Source organism: Gaetbulibacter jejuensis, assembly GCF_039524015.1.
GTDB lineage: Bacteria > Bacteroidota > Bacteroidia > Flavobacteriales > Flavobacteriaceae > Gaetbulibacter_B > Gaetbulibacter_B jejuensis.
The window spans coordinates 1,324,551-1,340,835 of record NZ_BAAAGF010000001.1 but is presented as its reverse complement, the minus strand read 5'-3'; the positions used below and the strand labels follow the sequence as shown (position 1 = coordinate 1,340,835).

Annotated in this window: 16 protein-coding genes; 7 read left to right on the top strand and 9 right to left on the bottom strand. The window is 30.0% G+C overall.

Translation table 11 applies throughout. The features are described from left to right. Nucleotides 1-145 precede the first annotated feature (145 nt). On the top strand, nt 146-829 hold the full coding sequence (locus ABD011_RS05895; RefSeq protein ID WP_129759087.1) for a cell division ATP-binding protein FtsE: 684 nt from the start codon (nt 146-148) through the stop codon (nt 827-829). Nucleotides 830-872: 43 nt separating this feature from the next. Further along, complete coding sequence (locus ABD011_RS05890; protein ID WP_343796584.1) at nt 873-1,559, top strand: class I SAM-dependent methyltransferase; 687 nt, start codon at nt 873-875, stop codon at nt 1,557-1,559. On the opposite strand, the gene ABD011_RS05885 is transcribed toward ABD011_RS05890, so the two are convergent. Next, on the bottom strand, nt 1,556-3,151 hold the full coding sequence (locus tag ABD011_RS05885; protein ID WP_343796582.1) for a right-handed parallel beta-helix repeat-containing protein: 1,596 nt from the start codon (nt 3,149-3,151) through the stop codon (nt 1,556-1,558). The genes ABD011_RS05890 and ABD011_RS05885 overlap by 4 nt on opposite strands. Before the next feature lie 79 nt (nt 3,152-3,230). Here ABD011_RS05885 and ABD011_RS05880 point away from each other — a divergent pair, with 79 nt between their 5' ends. Then, nucleotides 3,231-4,121 (top strand): glycosyltransferase family 2 protein, encoded by an 891-nt coding sequence (locus ABD011_RS05880; protein ID WP_343796580.1) that lies wholly within the window; start codon nt 3,231-3,233, stop codon nt 4,119-4,121. Continuing rightward, the gene (locus ABD011_RS05875) at nt 4,118-5,056 is read left to right on the top strand and encodes a glycosyltransferase family 2 protein (protein ID WP_343796578.1); all 939 of its coding nucleotides are present in this window, start codon (nt 4,118-4,120) and stop codon (nt 5,054-5,056) included. The genes ABD011_RS05880 and ABD011_RS05875 overlap by 4 nt, the downstream gene beginning before the upstream one ends. Here the strand turns inward: ABD011_RS05875 and ABD011_RS05870 are convergent. Together ABD011_RS05870 and ABD011_RS05865 are read right to left on the bottom strand one after the other, a co-directional pair. Beyond that, entirely contained in the window at nt 5,039-5,434 is a 396-nt protein-coding gene (locus ABD011_RS05870) for a sugar 3,4-ketoisomerase (protein ID WP_129759092.1), read from the bottom strand. The two genes, ABD011_RS05875 and ABD011_RS05870, sit on opposite strands and share 18 nt — an antisense overlap. After that, the gene (locus ABD011_RS05865) at nt 5,424-6,251 is read right to left on the bottom strand and encodes a glycosyltransferase family A protein (RefSeq protein WP_343796576.1); all 828 of its coding nucleotides are present in this window, start codon (nt 6,249-6,251) and stop codon (nt 5,424-5,426) included. Before ABD011_RS05865 ends, ABD011_RS05870 begins: the two co-directional genes overlap by 11 nt. A gap of 66 nt (nt 6,252-6,317) precedes the next feature. Between ABD011_RS05865 and ABD011_RS05860 the strand changes: the two genes are divergently transcribed. After that, the gene (locus tag ABD011_RS05860) at nt 6,318-7,454 is read left to right on the top strand and encodes a glycosyltransferase (protein WP_343796574.1); all 1,137 of its coding nucleotides are present in this window, start codon (nt 6,318-6,320) and stop codon (nt 7,452-7,454) included. Here ABD011_RS05860 and ABD011_RS05855 read toward each other — a convergent pair. From ABD011_RS05855 to ABD011_RS05835, 5 genes are all read right to left on the bottom strand, one after another. Further along, nucleotides 7,451-8,110: an acyltransferase gene (locus ABD011_RS05855; protein ID WP_343796572.1), complete on the bottom strand. Its 660-nt coding sequence runs from the start codon at nt 8,108-8,110 to the stop codon at nt 7,451-7,453. The genes ABD011_RS05860 and ABD011_RS05855 overlap by 4 nt on opposite strands. Before the next feature lie 104 nt (nt 8,111-8,214). Next, a complete protein-coding gene (locus tag ABD011_RS05850) occupies nt 8,215-9,687 on the bottom strand; it encodes an oligosaccharide flippase family protein (RefSeq protein WP_343796570.1) in 1,473 nt (490 codons plus the stop codon). Between the two features lie 9 nt (nt 9,688-9,696). After that, the gene (locus ABD011_RS05845; protein WP_131505800.1) at nt 9,697-11,001 is read right to left on the bottom strand and encodes an O-antigen translocase; all 1,305 of its coding nucleotides are present in this window, start codon (nt 10,999-11,001) and stop codon (nt 9,697-9,699) included. Then, complete coding sequence (locus tag ABD011_RS05840) at nt 11,002-12,102, bottom strand: DegT/DnrJ/EryC1/StrS family aminotransferase (protein ID WP_343796568.1); 1,101 nt, start codon at nt 12,100-12,102, stop codon at nt 11,002-11,004. It abuts the gene before it with no gap. Then, entirely contained in the window at nt 12,095-12,943 is an 849-nt protein-coding gene (locus tag ABD011_RS05835; RefSeq protein ID WP_343796565.1) for a FemAB family protein, read from the bottom strand. Before ABD011_RS05835 ends, ABD011_RS05840 begins: the two co-directional genes overlap by 8 nt. A 224-nt stretch (nt 12,944-13,167) precedes the next feature. Between ABD011_RS05835 and ABD011_RS05830 the strand changes: the two genes are divergently transcribed. Both ABD011_RS05830 and ABD011_RS05825 read left to right on the top strand, forming a co-directional pair. Beyond that, nucleotides 13,168-14,466 (top strand): hypothetical protein, encoded by a 1,299-nt coding sequence (locus tag ABD011_RS05830; protein ID WP_343796563.1) that lies wholly within the window; start codon nt 13,168-13,170, stop codon nt 14,464-14,466. After that, nucleotides 14,450-15,625, top strand: a complete 1,176-nt coding sequence (locus ABD011_RS05825; RefSeq protein WP_131505803.1) for a glycosyltransferase family 2 protein — start codon at nt 14,450-14,452, stop codon at nt 15,623-15,625. The genes ABD011_RS05830 and ABD011_RS05825 overlap by 17 nt, the downstream gene beginning before the upstream one ends. Here ABD011_RS05825 and ABD011_RS05820 read toward each other — a convergent pair. Beyond that, complete coding sequence (locus ABD011_RS05820; RefSeq protein ID WP_343796560.1) at nt 15,617-16,171, bottom strand: class I SAM-dependent methyltransferase; 555 nt, start codon at nt 16,169-16,171, stop codon at nt 15,617-15,619. The two genes, ABD011_RS05825 and ABD011_RS05820, sit on opposite strands and share 9 nt — an antisense overlap. Between the last annotated feature and the right edge of the window lie 114 nt (nt 16,172-16,285).

The following is a 16,285-nucleotide window of genomic DNA, read 5'->3' as shown; positions in this document are numbered from 1 at the left end:
TCAAATTTATAACGCCAGAAATTATTTATAATTATAAAGAAGTTATTAAATACTAAAAAAAATATTTGGGAGTTTATAATTGCAGCCTTTTAAAAGTGTTATTAAAATAATACATTTACAGCACTTAAATAAAAACTACTCATAAATGTCTGAAACTATTTTACAATTAAAAGATGTCTCTATATACCAAGGAGACAGTATGGTGTTGAGCGATGTGAATTTTGAAATGGTTAAAGGTGATTTTGTTTATCTTATTGGTAAAACCGGAAGCGGAAAAAGTAGTTTTATGAAAACGCTTTATGGCGACTTACACCTCACAAAAGGTGAAGGTTCTATTGTAGATTTTGACTTAAGAACACTTAAAGAGAAAGACATTCCTTTTTTAAGAAGAAAACTAGGTATTGTTTTTCAAGATTTTAAATTGTTACCTGACAGAACCGTAAACGGAAACCTAGAGTTTGTTTTAAAAGCTACAGGTTGGAAAGACAAAACCGAAATTAAAGAACGTATAGAAAAAGTGTTGGATAAAGTAGGTATGAAAACCAAAGGATTTAAGTTCCCTCATGAGCTTTCTGGTGGTGAACAACAACGTATCGCTATTGCTAGAGCACTTCTAAACGACCCTGAACTTATACTTGCCGACGAGCCTACAGGAAATCTTGACCCTCAAACCAGTATTGAGGTTATGGAAGTTTTGCAGGAAATTAACAAAAACGGAAATACTATTTTAATGGCTACTCACGATTACGCTTTATTGCTAAAATACCCTAGCAAAACTTTAAAGTGTGATGAGAATAAAGTATTTGAAGTAGTGCAAAGACGTGTATAACAGCCTAAAAAAAATCCTAAAACGTATTGTACCCAAAAGGTTCTTGTTTAAAAACGAGCTCGTTTTTAGACGCTTTTATGGTTTGTTTTATCGCGGAAAACAATTTCAATGTAATGTATGTTCCAACAACCTAAGCGCTTTTGTTAACTATAATGGCAGAGATTTAATCTGTCCATTTTGTGGTAGTTTGTCAAGAAACAGAAGGCTATGGCACTTACTGGAAGCAAACAAAGCCATTAAAGGTAATGTGTTACATTTTTCGCCTTCAAGAAACATATACCGAAAATTAAAATCTAATCCTTCAATACATTATTACAGCTCTGATTTTGAGAACCAGTTTATTGCTGACTATAATTTTGACATTACCAATATTTCTTGTGAAGACCAAAAGTTTGACACTATAATTTGCTACCATATACTTGAGCATATTATTGATGACAAAAAGGCGATGTCAGAAATTTATAGAGTTTTAAAACCTAACGGAAAAGCTTTCATACAAACTCCTTTTAAGGAAGGTGCTATTTATGAAGATTATTCAATCACTACTGAAGAGGCAAGAAAAGAGCATTTTGGACAAGAAGATCATGTTAGAGTATACTCAGTAAATGGATTAGTAAAAAGACTGGAAGATGTAGGTTTTAAAGTTGACATACTAACTTTTGAAAACTCCAGTGAATCAACAAGAAATGGTTTTAAACCTGAAACGGTTTTAATTGTTTCAAAATCCTAAAAACCAAGCCACTTAAACAATCGACCAAACCATCCAGATTTTTCTGCTTGAGTGCTTTCTGGCTGAAATTCAATTTCAAAAACACCAAAATTAGAAAGTGTTTTTTTAGCATATTCGTTATGCAACGGTTTTTCAAATTCAGTTAATTGCATTATAAATTCTACTTTAGAATTTAAAGGTAATGTTCCTTCAGATAGTACTTTGTTTGGGTTTTCAACATCAACTATTTTATATTTTGTTCCTGTAGGAAAATTATAATCAGAAAAGTCAACAGTTACAATTTCTCCTTTTACATCCATTAGAGCTATGCGGAATGAATTCTCATTGTATTCATTTTGAGTCACATTTAAAACAGTATCACTACTGAACTGTTTTATAGTATTCCATTGACTATTATTATCTTGTTTAAAGCTAGACTTCCAATCATCAAAGGTGTAATCTTTATGATTAATAATTCTAAAATTTCTACTGTTCTTTGAAAAGTATTTATTGTTATTAAATGTCCAACCAGAAATATTAGACAATATTGATTTGCTTAAGTGCACATAGCCAGCATAAACTAAATTGTTTTCAAAAACTGTGTTTTCTGCATTATCAAATCGCAAGGAATTGTTTCCTCCAATAATAACATTTCCTTTTACCTCAACATTTTTTAATAGCGCTTTTGAATTAACTCCTAACGTAAGTGAAGCCGCATCTCCTTTAGCTGTATTGGAGATATCTGCATTGTGATAGAACACATTATCCAATACTTTAATATTAGTAGCTCTATTGATTCCGTTTTTATCATCAGTAGCTACAATAAGGTTGTTTTTATAATGATTTCCTGGACTACCATTATTAAAAACCACATTATCTTTTATGAGTATATTTTTCACATAAACTGCATCAGCATTTGTGGATGCTGACCAAGCTTCAATACCCATATAGTAGTTATTGAAAATGATGTTATTTTCTATCTTTCTTGTTTTCTCACTTATATTTTGAACATAAATACCTGCTCCACTTCCTCTTGCATTGGAGAAAAAACCGTTATTATAAATTTTACACCCATATACAACTGAACCACCTGTAAACTTCCATGAACCAAAACCAGAACCTGGATTATTATAAATCTTTAGGTTAATAAACTTATTATCATGTCCTGAGGTATGATTAATACCATCAACTTTTAAAAAACCTGATTCTTTAACATGTCTGGGAAAATTGCCTAAAAACGTTACTTCAAAGTCTTTAAAAGTAACATTTGCTCCTCTTACTTCTAAAACCTGCTTTTTATTTGATGAGACGTTTCCGTTTAAGACAACCTTTTCATTTTTGTATGGCACTACAGTTATATACTTGCCCTCTACCGTACTTGAAATATTGCTAATAAAACGACCGTTATACACTCCTTTATGTAACCAAATAGTATCACCTCCATTAACCACGTTAGAACTTTGGTTTAAAGCTGTTTGTAAATCCCATGGATTTTGAATACTTCCATCACCATTTCCGGTTATTGAAACATTTGGAAACACATGAAACTCTTGTTGTGCCATAGTTGTTTGACACAACAGCAATGCATATAAAGTTAGTAAAAGCTGTTTCATACACACTAAATTACAATTACTATACCAATTAATAATTAACTAACTTTAAATAATGTATTTTTGAAACATAATTTCTAGTATGCTTTCAGTATTAATTCCTGTTTACAATTGCTCCATCACAACTCTCATAAAAGATTTGCACCAGCAACTCATGAGCAGTAATATTGAATTTGAGATTATTTGTTTGGACGATGCTTCAAACAATACTATTACTAAAAAAAACTCGACTGTAAACAACTATAAAAACGTTTCATACAACCTATCAAAAGTAAACAATGGTCGAGTTAAAACAAGACAATTACTTTCAGAAAAAGCATTACACAATTGGCTTTTGTTTTTAGATGCAGATGTTTTGCCTAAAAGCAAAAATTTTATTTCTAATTATTTAAAGCACATTAATGATAACTATGATGTTATCTATGGAGGGTTTACTTATCACACCTCTAAACCAGATAGAACTTACATGCTACGCTGGAAATATGGTAAATCCAAAGAAGAGATAGATGCTGTAAAAAGAAACGCCAAACCATACAAAGTTGTTATTTCAGGAAATTTTTTGATTAAAAAAGAGACCTACCAACATATTGTTTCAAAAATAAATTATAAAGGTTATGGCTATGACAATTATTTTGGAGCTCTAATGAAAGAAAACAACATTAATGTATTACACATTAATAACGAAGTCTATCATTTAGGAATTGAAAAAAGCTCAACCTACTTAAACAAAGTTGAGCAATCTGTTGACAACTTACTTAACCTTCAGAACACTCAAAAAATAGTAGTTTCTGATAATGATTTACTAAGGTTATTTAACTTCACAAAATCTTTAAAACTTAATTATTTTCTTTCTTTTTTACACTCAACACTCAACTCACGCATTAAGAAAAACCTTTTGGGAAGCAACCCTTTAGTCTTTTTACTCCAGTTATATAAATTAACATACTTTTGTTATAAAGACTTGAAAAAATGACACCTTATTTTTCAATAGTAATACCACTTTACAATAAGGAAAAGCACATTGCGAAAACCTTAAAAAGTGTAATTAATCAATCGTATAACAACTTTGAAGTTGTTGTAGTGAATGATGGCTCTACTGATAAAAGTTTAGAAGAGGCAATCAAAATAAATGATGATAGAATTACGGTTTATAGTATTGAAAACAGAGGTGTTTCGTATGCTAGAAATTATGGAATTAAGCATGCAAAATCTAACCTTATCGTTTTACTTGATGCCGACGACCACTGGAAGAGTCATCATTTAGAGGATTTAAAATTACTCTATGAAAAATTCCCTGATTGTGGCCTTTACGCTAAAGCATACACAAAACGTAAAAACGGAATTAATCTAAAATCAATATATAAAAACATACCTCAAGAAAACAACTGGAAAGGTGTAGTTGACAATTATTTTAAAAGCAGTTTAGCCAATAGTATTGCTTGGACCTCAGCAGTTATGATCCCTAAAACAACTTTTGAAAAAGTGGGATATTTTAATGAGTCTCTTAATTCAGGTGAAGATACTGATTTATGGATAAGAATTGCTCTTAAGCTACCTGTTGCTTTTTACAACAAAGTGAGTGCAATACATTTATTAAATGCTCAAAATAAAATCACAAAAACTAAACTAAGCTCCAGAAAACACATTGATTTTTCCACCTATGACGAAGCTACTAAAAACAATATTGATTTAAAAAACTACATTAACCTGAATTGGGTTTCAATGGCTTTACAGTACAAAATTGAAGGCGAAAAAGCCCTTGAAAAAGATATAAAGTCACACATTGACTATAACAGTATTAGTAATCTCCAAAAACTCCTATTGACATTACCTAAATGGGTTATTATTTTAATTTTAAAATGCAGAAATTTGATACAGCGATTTATTGACCTAAGGATTTTTAGATAGTTTAAATGTATCGTAATCTCTTATATAATCTGCCTCATCAAACTCACCAGAAGACAGGACCAAACATACTGCTCCAGATGAAAAATTTTCAAGTTCTCTCCAAACTCCACTAGAAATCAAAAGTCCTTGATTAGGTTTATTAAGCATAACTCTGTGTTTATCTGTTCCATTATCTAAAATAACCTCAAAACTTCCACTCAAGGCCACTAAAAACTCTAATTGCTCTTTGTGAGAGTGTCCTCCTCTATATGCTCCACTTGGCACATCATATAAATAATACACACGTTTTATCTCAAAAGGCACACAGTTTTTTTCAATAACTGAAAGGTTTCCTCTTGGGTCTTCTATTTTTGGAATGTCTATAAGCTTAATTATCATAAATTCTATCTATATCACCAGATGCTTTTAGCTTTTTATATTGTTGTATGGCTTGCAGTCCTATTTTAAATTTATGTGGAATTTCTTTGAATTTAATATACTTATCTATCCACATATACAAAGTATATTTCAACAACCAAAGGTAACTTAAATTACCTAGATAGCGTTGTCGCAATGCAGTTTTGGCAGCAAACGCATTATCACTTCCCATTAAAACTCCTGAACTTATGTTTGGATGCATTACAATAGTAACACCTTTATGTTGCATTTGTAAGCCTTTGTCAAAAGCATTTCTTAAAAACACATACTCTGTTTCGCCTTTAAATGTTGAACCAACTCCAAAATGGTGATTAAACAACACTTTATGCTCTTTAAATGCATCTCTTTTAAACGTAATAACCCAAGTAAATATCTTTTTTAAGGATTTTTTATTATGAATACCCTCAGGAAAATAATTGGTGTACTGATTTCCGTTTTCGTTAATAGCCTCAAACGAAATCATATCAGCATTAGGACACTCTTTATAAGCATTAATAATGGTTTGCTTTAAATTGGGCTCGTAAACAATATCATCATCTGCCATCAAACAAACGTCTGCAATAGCATTCTTTATTGCTAAATTTCGACTTGCAGGAGAGCCTCTTTCCAAAGAATTAATGACTTTGACATTAGAAAACGGCGACGATAACATTTTATCTTCGGTAGTTTGATTAACTATAATTATGTCAAAATCTTTGAGGTTATTTTTAGAAAACATTGGCTTTAGGAAATCGAGATTTTCCCTAAACATCGTTGAGATTAAAATTTGTAAAGTCATCGATTATGTTTAAATAGCCTCTATGTAAAGGTATTTCTTATTTTTGCCTTAAAAGTAGTGTTTTTTATGCGAATATTGTTGATTGGTGAATACAGTAGACTTCACAATTCTTTAAAAGAAGGTTTAACTGCTTTGGGGCATGAAGTATTACTAGTTGGTAATGGTGACGGATTTAAAAACTACCCTGTTGACATTAGGTTAGACCACTCGTTTCATAGTAAATTCCTTAAAAAATTTAAAGTTGCTTTCTATAAGCTCACCTCTATTGATATTGGTTCTTGGGAAATTTACTTTAAAACACTTTTAATCAATAAAAAACTAAAGGGTTTTGATGTGGTTCAACTTATTAATGAATCGTCTATTAAAGCTACACCTAAACTAGAAATCAAATTTTTAAAGCGCATTTTAAAGCAAAATAAAAAACTCTTCTTATTGTCTTGCGGTATTGACTATCAATGTATGAAATACATGATGGAAGGAAAATTTGAGTACAGTATTATGAGTCCTTATTTAGAAGACAAATCGCTTTTTGAGCTTTATAAATTTCAGTTACAATATCTAAACGAAGACTACACAAAACTTCACAATTTTATTTACAACAACAGCAACGGAGTAATTGCAACTGATATGGATTACCACATTCCATTATTGGGCAACAAACATTATTTAGGGTTAATACCAAACCCTATTAATATTGAAAAAATAAAATATACTCCTTTAAAGGTTGATGATAAGATTAAAATATTTCATGGTGTAAACACAAAAGCTGTTGTTAAAAAAGGGAATCAATATTTTTCTGACGCCTTAAAAATCATTGAGAAAAAATATGGTGATAAGGTTGAAATAAAAACCACTTATAGTATTCCTTACAATGAATATATTAAGCTTTATGACGAATGCCATATACTACTAGATCAAGTTTATGGTTATGACCAAGGCTACAATGCCCTTGAAGCCATGGCAAAAGGAAAGGTTGTGCTTACTGGAGCCGAAAAAGAGTTTGAGAAGTTTTATGACCTAAAACACCAAGTAGCTGTTAATGTTAAACCTGATGTTAATCAAATTTTTAACGCTTTATCTGACCTTATTGAAAACCCTGAAAAAATTCTTAACATAAGTAAGAGTGCAAGAACTTTTATTGAAGACTGCCATGACTATAAAAAAATAGCAAAGAAGTATTCTAATGTATGGAGTAATAATTAAAAAATATACTTAGAAATTAAGTGTCTTTCCATTCGTTCCATTTCTCCTTCCCAATCACGTGAAATGTTTTCTTTAAGAAGTTTAGCTGGAATACCTCCTATAAGAACATTAGTTCCAAGGTGAGTATAATCCTTATTACACAATGTGTTTGAAGCAATTGTACAATGCTCTGCTGTAGAAGTTCCTTTCATTATAGAAGTTCGTCTACCTATATAATTAAATTCTCCAATCACTATTGGCTTAGTTTTTTCATATTTCTCACCAGTATTTAAATTAATCATTTGATGAAAATCGGTATCAATTATTTGACACTCTGAACCAAGTCTAGCATAGTCTTTTAGCATGATTTTATTAGCACATATTATCTTGCCTTTTGAAGCTAAACTAGACATGTTTCCTAAATCCAATACTGCATTTTCTCCTACAAAAACAAAATAATCTTTTCCAAACTGAACATATCCTCTAAATATTATTCGACCCTTTAAGACTAACTCAGCAGTTCTTGATGAGCGACTAGCCAACTCATATGCTTGCCCAAACCCAATCATTCCTCTACTAACTGGATTTTCAATTGAAACCTCACCTTTTAAGTTTGAAAATTTAACACTACCATAGAAAAAAATAGGTAGTTTTTTTGCTTGATAAAACGGTAGCATTTTAAAATTAAAATACAAAGTCTTTAACCAATTAACTGTCAAGTAAAACTTAAACCTTAAATATCTTAGTTTAATAAAAAAATATATGCGTTTGAGGATTTTAATCATTGATCTTTATTAAACAATTGTCTAAAATTTACTTTTTTATCTAGCTTATAGATAGTAAATATAATAGAAACTAAAATCATTACAGACATAGTTACATATTTTAGCACAGTTGAGTGAATATTTGATAATAAAAAAGTAACTAAGCACATCAAAAGGCAAATTACTGCTACTTTAGAAAATCCATAGTTTATGTTTAGCTCATACATATTTTTAACAACAATAATCATCCCAATACAATGTATTATATAATATAGCAAATAAGATATTCCTAACCCCATTAATCCCCCAAAATAATAACCCAATATACCAACGAACAAAAAAATAGAATTAAACAACACAGCTGTTTTTATAAAAAGCTTCGAGTCTCCTTTAGCTAAAATCACATATCCTAAAGACCATGATATAGCTTGAAAAAAAGTTGCCATCATTCCCCAAGCTACCATATCTTCAATAACCAAAAACTCCTTTGAATATAAAACCTTTATAATAAATGGTGCTAAGGTTAAAAAGACAATTATAATAGGAGTTAAAATTAAAACTGCTACTGTGGCTTGTTGAAAAACAGTAATTTCCATTTTTTCCTGATTATTAACGGTAGCTGATAATCTAGGAAAATAATCTGTTCGCATTGCATTAAAAATAAGACCAACATAAGAATTGATAATAACAAAACCTGCTGTATAAAATCCAACTTCGTCCACACCTCCAAAATGACTTATAAAAACTTGTAAAGCATAAAGTGTTACTAATGTTATTAATCCTCTTAGGCTTAACATAAAACCTAAGTTTAGCATTTGCTTACCTTCCTTAAACGCTTGCGAATTAGTAATTTTCTTCTTCTCTATTTTTATTTTATTTGAAAAAAACCAACTAAACAACAATCCACAAACTGAGGTTACAATAATTGTGGGTACTATTGCATCAACCCTAAAAAAGTAATAAAGTGGCAATGCTATTAATAATCCTAAAAAGTTGCCATATACATTAGCCTTTGCTAAATACTTGAGCTTCCTCAAACCTTGTAGTATGGCTAACTGACCACTTGACAATTGTTTAAAAAGCAAAGAGACTGAAATCCAAACAAATGCTATAGTATACTCAAAATTCCCAAAGGCAATTTTACTTAACAAAGGAGACAAAATTATCGTTACCAGCATTCCAAACAAACCTGTAACCCAAACAATTTTTTTTAATGAAGTAACTATTGTCGGTATCCTATCAGTATCTTCATGCTCATTAGCAATTGAAATTTCCCTTACCGCAGTAACATCAATACCTAGTTTGGTAAACTCTCCAATAACTTTTAATGAGTTTGTCAACAACCCAATAATACCAACACCTAAGGGACCCAACCAAACTGCAATGGCTTTAGACCTAATAACTGAAATAATTATACTAAAAACCTGAACACCTCCAAAGAGCGAAGTAGCCTTTAAAATTTGTCTGTATGACTGGTCTTTGTTAGCCATTTGTGTTCTTTAATCCAAAGACTTATCAGAATCCAACCCAAAGAGCGAACTTCCAAATATTAATAAAATAACACCATAATGCATTAAATAACTCACAAAATGCCCAATTACAGCTCCTTTAACACCAAAACTATCAATTAAGTATACACTAGATAGGTAAAGTACTATCGCCAAAAACACCTCAATAATTATAAAGTGAGTGAACATTTTTTTAGCAATAAACTGATATGCTATAACTATAGATAACACCTTTACAAAATCACCTAACAATTGCCATAAAAACAAGTCTTCTACTGGTTCAAAATCTTTAGAAAAAACGATTTGCACAATAAATGGTCTTAATAGATAAATAAGTATGAGACCAATACCAAAAATTGGGATTACGGATTTGTACAAACTAAACACTTCATTTCTAAACTCTTTTTTGTTATCTATCTCATTAAATCTTGGAAGGATATATAACGACATCAACGAGGTCACAAACATTAAATAATAATCTGATATTCTATTAATTGCCTCCCAATAACCTGCTTCTTTTATTCCTATAGAATCACTAATATAATTTCTAATCATAATAGAAATTAATGGTAATGCTACTGCTGAAACTAATGCCATAAGAGCAAAAGGACCTAGTTTTTTTAATATATCGATACTAACATTTGATATTTTAACCGAAGACACCAAACTACGTTGATTTATAAACCCAACAACAGTAATTAAAAAAATTAAAGAAGGTGCAATAACTGCAGAGACCAATGCTCCATCAATATTGTTTTGATAAATTAGTAGCAAGGTTACAAGTAACCCAAGAACTTGCCCAATTATATTTATAATCAACAGGATTTTATATTTGGCAAACCCATTCATTATTGAAAAGCTAAACATATTCAATGAATAAAATGGTAATGCTAGTGCCAATATTTTTATTACATAGGCATAATTATAATTGTCTGAAAATAAAAAGTTATTTACGGTTTCTGCATTGTAGTAGCACAAGAAACACAATAGTATGGTGACTGTAAATCCAAGATAAAATGAAGTTGATAACACTTTACTCAGTTTTACTGCATCTTGTTTAAACTCTGCTATTGATTTTACCACTCCATTATAAAACCCTAAAATTGCGAGTGACTGAATTGCACTTAAGAAATTTCTTAAATTGCCTATTAAAGCCATCCCTTCAACTCCAATAAAAACAGCAATAGCTTTGGATGTAAATAATCCGGCTAAAATTTTTGTGATTATAGTTGCTGAATTTAGATGAGCAACTTTAACCAACACATTGGTGTTTATATAATCGAATAACTTTTTCAATCAATAGGCATTTAATGTTTCAATAACTTTTTTAACTTCTGCATCTGTTATCACTGGACTCATTGGAATACTTACAACAGAATTATGAATGCTTTCAGTAATTGGTAAATTTAACTCGCTGTACTTCGTAAACGCATTTTGCTTATGAGGCGCAATAGGATAATGAATAAGCCAACCTACACCATTATTAGTTAAATATTCAGTAAACTTTTTGCGTTCATTTACCTGAACTACAAACGCATGAAATATATGGTTTTTAGTAGTATCATAAAAAGGCAAGATAATTTTCTCATTTATAATTCCATTAAGATATTGTGTAGCTACCTCTTGTCTTCTTTTATTTTCATTATCTAACCCTTTTAATTTAATACTTAAAAAGGCTGCTTGTAATTCATCTAGCCTACTATTACAACCTATAATTTCGTTTTTGTATTTTTCTTTACTACCGTAATTTCTTAAAAGTCTGATGCAATTAGCGATGTCTTCATTATTGGTTGTTACTGCACCAGCATCGCCCAAAGCTCCTAAATTTTTACTTGGATAGAAGCTAAAAGCAGCAGCATCTGAAAGATTTCCTGCTTTAATTCCTAAATTGTTTTCAGCTCCATGAGCTTGGGCTGCATCTTCCACTACAAGTAAACCATGTGTTTTAGCAATAGCATTTATCTTTTCCATATCAGCCAATTGTCCATACAAATGTACTGGCATAATGGCTTTAGTATTAACTGATATGTGTTTTTCTATTTCTGAAGGAGAAATATTAAAAGTTTTAGCATCTGGCTCAACAAAAACAGGCTTTAGCCCTGCTTCAATTACTGAGAGTATTGATGCGATATAAGTGTTTGCAGGCACAAGAACTTCATCTCCTAATTTCAATTTGCCTAAATGAATAAAAGACTTAAAGATAAGTACTAAAGCATCTAATCCATTTCCTGTCCCTATACAATGGTTTGTACCACAGTATGCTGCATAGTTTTGTTCAAATAAGTCAACTTCTTTTCCTAGTATATAATATCCAGACTCCAAAAAAGCAGTAAACTTGGTTGAAAACTCTTTTTCATATCTAGAATTGATTTTATGTAGATCTAAAAACTTAATCATCTACCGTTATCTTTATTACATCTTGCATGTAAACCCTACAACCAAACTCTTGTTTTTGTTTAAGCATTCCTTTACTGTAACCTAACTCAGAACTGTTATTAACAGTACCCATAGAAAAATATTGCTTACCTTCATTTCTAAACTTTTCAATTAAATATACAAACAATATATCCAACGCATAATTTTTTTCGCCTTCTACTGAAGCAATTCCATATTGAGATTTAACTGTTTTACCTTTTATAAAAATTGTTATTCCTGCTAATAGACTCTCATCCTTATAAATATTGTACTGAACAATTTCATTTTTAAATTTACTCTGCAAATATTCAATTTCCGACAGACTGTGAACTGGTTTTGATTGGTACTTTTCCTTTAATCTTGGAACTAATAAAGCATTCCAAAAATTAACAAGTTCACTCCTACCTTCTTTAATCCTAAAACTTGAATCTAATTTTTTAAATCTTTTTAATTTGGTTTTATGAATTTTAAAATCAGAATTGTAATCTATGGCAAGTACCATATTTTGATTTTCAACAACATGGTTGTTGTTCTTAGAATAAATTTTTAGACAATGTTTAGCTTCAGAACTATAAATTTCTGGGAGCACTTTAACAACTAAATATTTAACCCTATCATTTTTTAAATAACTAAAAATTTCATTTTGAATATTCTCCAATAAACTTTCTTCAATACCATCAGCTAAAATCAACCCTCCATAAGTCAGTCCTTGGTGTGAATATACAATATGTTCTGTTACATTAGCAGGCAGTAATGCAACAACATTATTTTCCTTAAAAACCAATAAAGAATAATCCTCAAACCTATCTTGATGATACTCCATAAAATCTCTATGAAATAAAAAAGTAGCATTCTTTGAATGCTTAACAAAAGCATCCCAAACAAGTTTATATCCTGGTTGGTATTTAACTACTTTGTAAGTGCTCAATGTGTAAGATTAATCTCTAATAATGTCATTATCATCTGGCTACCAAAATACAATAATTTTTAGTCTTCAAGTTACATTTATACTCAATTATTCTATATTTATACTCTAAAATCAAGACCTTGATAGTAAAAATCAAAAAAAGTGAAAACAAGCTACTTCTAATAGTTTATTTAGCTGTTTTCTTATATCTGATTTTTCAACCTGCTATATATTCTCCTGATACTCGCAGCTACCTAGAAGCAATGCCATACAGACATCTTGGATATGTAATTTTTATCAAATGTTTTGATTTATTTTTTAGCGGTAAAGTTTTCGATGTTTTAGTTATTACTTTTCAAGCTATTTTTGGGCTTTTAGCAACATTTGTTTTTTACACCAAGATTTCAAAACTGATTACGTTTAACTTAATCACTAAAATAGGATTATTCGCTTTTCTATTATTTCCTTTTCTTCCTCCATTAGAAGTTGCTAACAATATTTGTTCCGAAGGTTTGAGCTACCCTTTATACTTACTTTTTGTAGCTTTTGGGATAGATTTTTTCTTTACAAACACAAAGTCCTTTAAGTATTTCATTGTAGTATTTTTATTATTGGCGTTAACCAGAGGGCAATTTATTATTGCTATAGTCCCTATTGCTTTTATGTATATTTTGAAACATAAAAAAACACTGTTTAAAAAACCACATTTAAATAGATTTATAGTTTTACTACTATTACCTGTAGTAGTCCTTTTAGCTGATAAAAGCTACCACAAATTAAAAGATGGTATTTTTATGTCCACTCCTTTTAGTTTTGTAAATATATCTACAGCTGCATTTTATGTATCTGAAAAAAGTGACTCCAACCAACTTACTGGAAATGACAAAAAGGTATTTGATATTTGCTACAACAAACTAGATAAGCAAAAGCTTTTATTAACTAACCAAAAAGAAGGTTCTTACAAAGATTACTACAGTTTTTTTCATAATCATATTCCTAATATTTGTAATAGAACAGTACATTATTATGGTAGAGCTTTTTTTTTGGAAGACGAACTATCTAACTCAACCCATTTAGAAATAGCTCAAGCACATTTATCTATAGAAAATACATTACGAAATATTTCATTTTCACTAATTAATCAAAATTTCAATAAATGGCTTAACTTGTTTTTTGCCAATTTAATTCATGCGTTCAATGGCATAGTCATACTTATTATTATTGTTACCGTATTTTCATTAAGCCTAATAAAATTATTTACAAGCAATAACAACAATTATTATTTGTTATTCATGTTGTCTGCATTAATACTATCAAACACACTTTTAGTTTGCTTAGCAAGCCATTCAATTATTAGGTATTTATTCTATAATTACGCTTTGTATTTTTTAATATTCATTATTCTATTTAAACAAATTAAACATGGAATCAAACATTGAATTATCTATAGTAATGCCATGTTTAAATGAAGCAGAAACTTTAGAGGTTTGCATCACTAAAGCACAATCATTCATAAAAAAACATAATATTAACGGAGAAATTATAATTGCCGATAATGGCAGTACTGATGGTTCTATTGCTATTGCTCAAAATCTTAATGCTAATGTTGTTCATGTAACAAACAAAGGTTATGGAAGCGCTTTAAAAGGAGGTATTGATGCCGCTAAAGGAAAATATATTATTATGGCTGATGCTGATGACAGCTATGACTTTGAAGCTTTAGATCTTTTTATACTAAAACTTAGAGAAGGTTATGATTTAGTTATGGGTAACCGATTTAAAGGTGGTATTAAAAAAAACGCGATGCCTTTTCTTCATAAATACTTAGGCAATCCTGTACTGTCGTTTATAGGTCGTTTATTCTTTAATATTAAAATTGGTGATTTTCACTGTGGGTTAAGAGGTTTTTCAAAAGAAGCTTATTTGAAAATGAATTTAAAAACAACAGGAATGGAGTTTGCCTCTGAAATGATTGTAAAATCAAAGCTTAATAACTTATCGATTACAGAAGTCCCAACAATTTTACATAAAGACGGTAGATCTAGACCTCCTCACTTAAACACTTGGAGAGACGGTTGGAGGCATCTTAGGTTTTTAATGCTTTATGCTCCTAACTGGCTTTTCTTATACCCAAGTATTTTATTAATGCTCTTAGGGTTTACAACATCTACATTGCTCGTTATAAAACCTGTTCACATCTACAATATTAGTTTTGACGTACACACACTACTATACACTGCAAGTATCTTTTTAATTGGATTTCAATTTTTTGTGTTTTATGCTCTCACCAAGATTTTTGCTGTTGAAAATGGGCTTTTACCTAAAAGTAATCGTTATAACAAACTTTTTAAATATCTTAATTTAGAATCTGGTTTAATCGTTGGAAGCCTGTTGTTACTATTAGGGTTTGGTTTAAGTGTCTACGGAACTACAGTTTGGAAGAATTTGAACTTTGGAAATCTAAATCCGTCTGACACATTGCGTATTGTAATTCCTGCTGCATTTACAATATTACTAGGCATACAAATTATTTTATTTAGTCTGTTTTTTAGTATTTTAAGTCTAAAAAGTCAAACTCAAAAAAACGAGTCAGTTTAATTTTTCAAAAACAAATAAGTTGTTTAAGCCTAACTGAAATTTTTTATATTTCACCAACTTAAACCTTTGTTTATCAAGTAAAGTAAACACTTCTTTAGTTTCAAAACCATAATGTTCGTCTAGAGACATACCATCAATTAATCTTAGCTTAGATAACACAACAAGTATATGATCAACCAATGGAGATGGAACTGTAATTATTACTCGTCCTTTAGATTTTAAAAACTTATCAAATTGACTATTAAATTGCTTTTGTTCTTCTCTTGGAATATGCTCTAACACTGCTAACATCACAATACAGTCAAATGTTTCATTATCAGAAATAGCTTCAGGGAATTTTCCTGACAAAAGTGTATGAATTCCTTTTTTAGAATCGTTTTTCAACAAAGGATCCAAACCTACACTAGCTTGAATATTTTTCTTCGCTAGTTTCTCAAACAAATACCCATCAAAACATCCAATATCCAATATCTTGTCGTTAACTCTAACATATCGACTAGCTACATTTATTCTATAATCTCTTAAAAACCTATCAAGAAATTTCATTTATAATCTTTAAAAGTAATTGCTCAATTTAATTGTAATAATTTGAACAAACTATTATTTACTACTATTAAATAAAAAAGGAACTCTTTTTATAGAATTCCTTTTTTAAAATAT

What these genes read in the sequence shown, in the direction of transcription:
- ABD011_RS05895 (WP_129759087.1), top strand. Translation starts at nt 146, where the DNA reads ATGTCTGAAACTATTTTACAATTAAAAGATGTCTCTATATACCAAGGA.
- ABD011_RS05885 (WP_343796582.1), bottom strand. Translation starts at nt 3,151, where the DNA reads ATGAAACAGCTTTTACTAACTTTATATGCATTGCTGTTGTGTCAAACA.
- ABD011_RS05880 (WP_343796580.1), top strand. Translation starts at nt 3,231, where the DNA reads ATGCTTTCAGTATTAATTCCTGTTTACAATTGCTCCATCACAACTCTC.
- ABD011_RS05875 (WP_343796578.1), top strand. Translation starts at nt 4,118, where the DNA reads ATGACACCTTATTTTTCAATAGTAATACCACTTTACAATAAGGAAAAG.
- ABD011_RS05870 (WP_129759092.1), bottom strand. Translation starts at nt 5,434, where the DNA reads ATGATAATTAAGCTTATAGACATTCCAAAAATAGAAGACCCAAGAGGA.
- ABD011_RS05865 (WP_343796576.1), bottom strand. Translation starts at nt 6,251, where the DNA reads ATGACTTTACAAATTTTAATCTCAACGATGTTTAGGGAAAATCTCGAT.
- ABD011_RS05860 (WP_343796574.1), top strand. Translation starts at nt 6,318, where the DNA reads ATGCGAATATTGTTGATTGGTGAATACAGTAGACTTCACAATTCTTTA.
- ABD011_RS05855 (WP_343796572.1), bottom strand. Translation starts at nt 8,110, where the DNA reads ATGCTACCGTTTTATCAAGCAAAAAAACTACCTATTTTTTTCTATGGT.
- ABD011_RS05850 (WP_343796570.1), bottom strand. Translation starts at nt 9,687, where the DNA reads ATGGCTAACAAAGACCAGTCATACAGACAAATTTTAAAGGCTACTTCG.
- ABD011_RS05840 (WP_343796568.1), bottom strand. Translation starts at nt 12,102, where the DNA reads ATGATTAAGTTTTTAGATCTACATAAAATCAATTCTAGATATGAAAAA.
- ABD011_RS05835 (WP_343796565.1), bottom strand. Translation starts at nt 12,943, where the DNA reads ATGGAGTATCATCAAGATAGGTTTGAGGATTATTCTTTATTGGTTTTT.
- ABD011_RS05825 (WP_131505803.1), top strand. Translation starts at nt 14,450, where the DNA reads ATGGAATCAAACATTGAATTATCTATAGTAATGCCATGTTTAAATGAA.
- ABD011_RS05820 (WP_343796560.1), bottom strand. Translation starts at nt 16,171, where the DNA reads ATGAAATTTCTTGATAGGTTTTTAAGAGATTATAGAATAAATGTAGCT.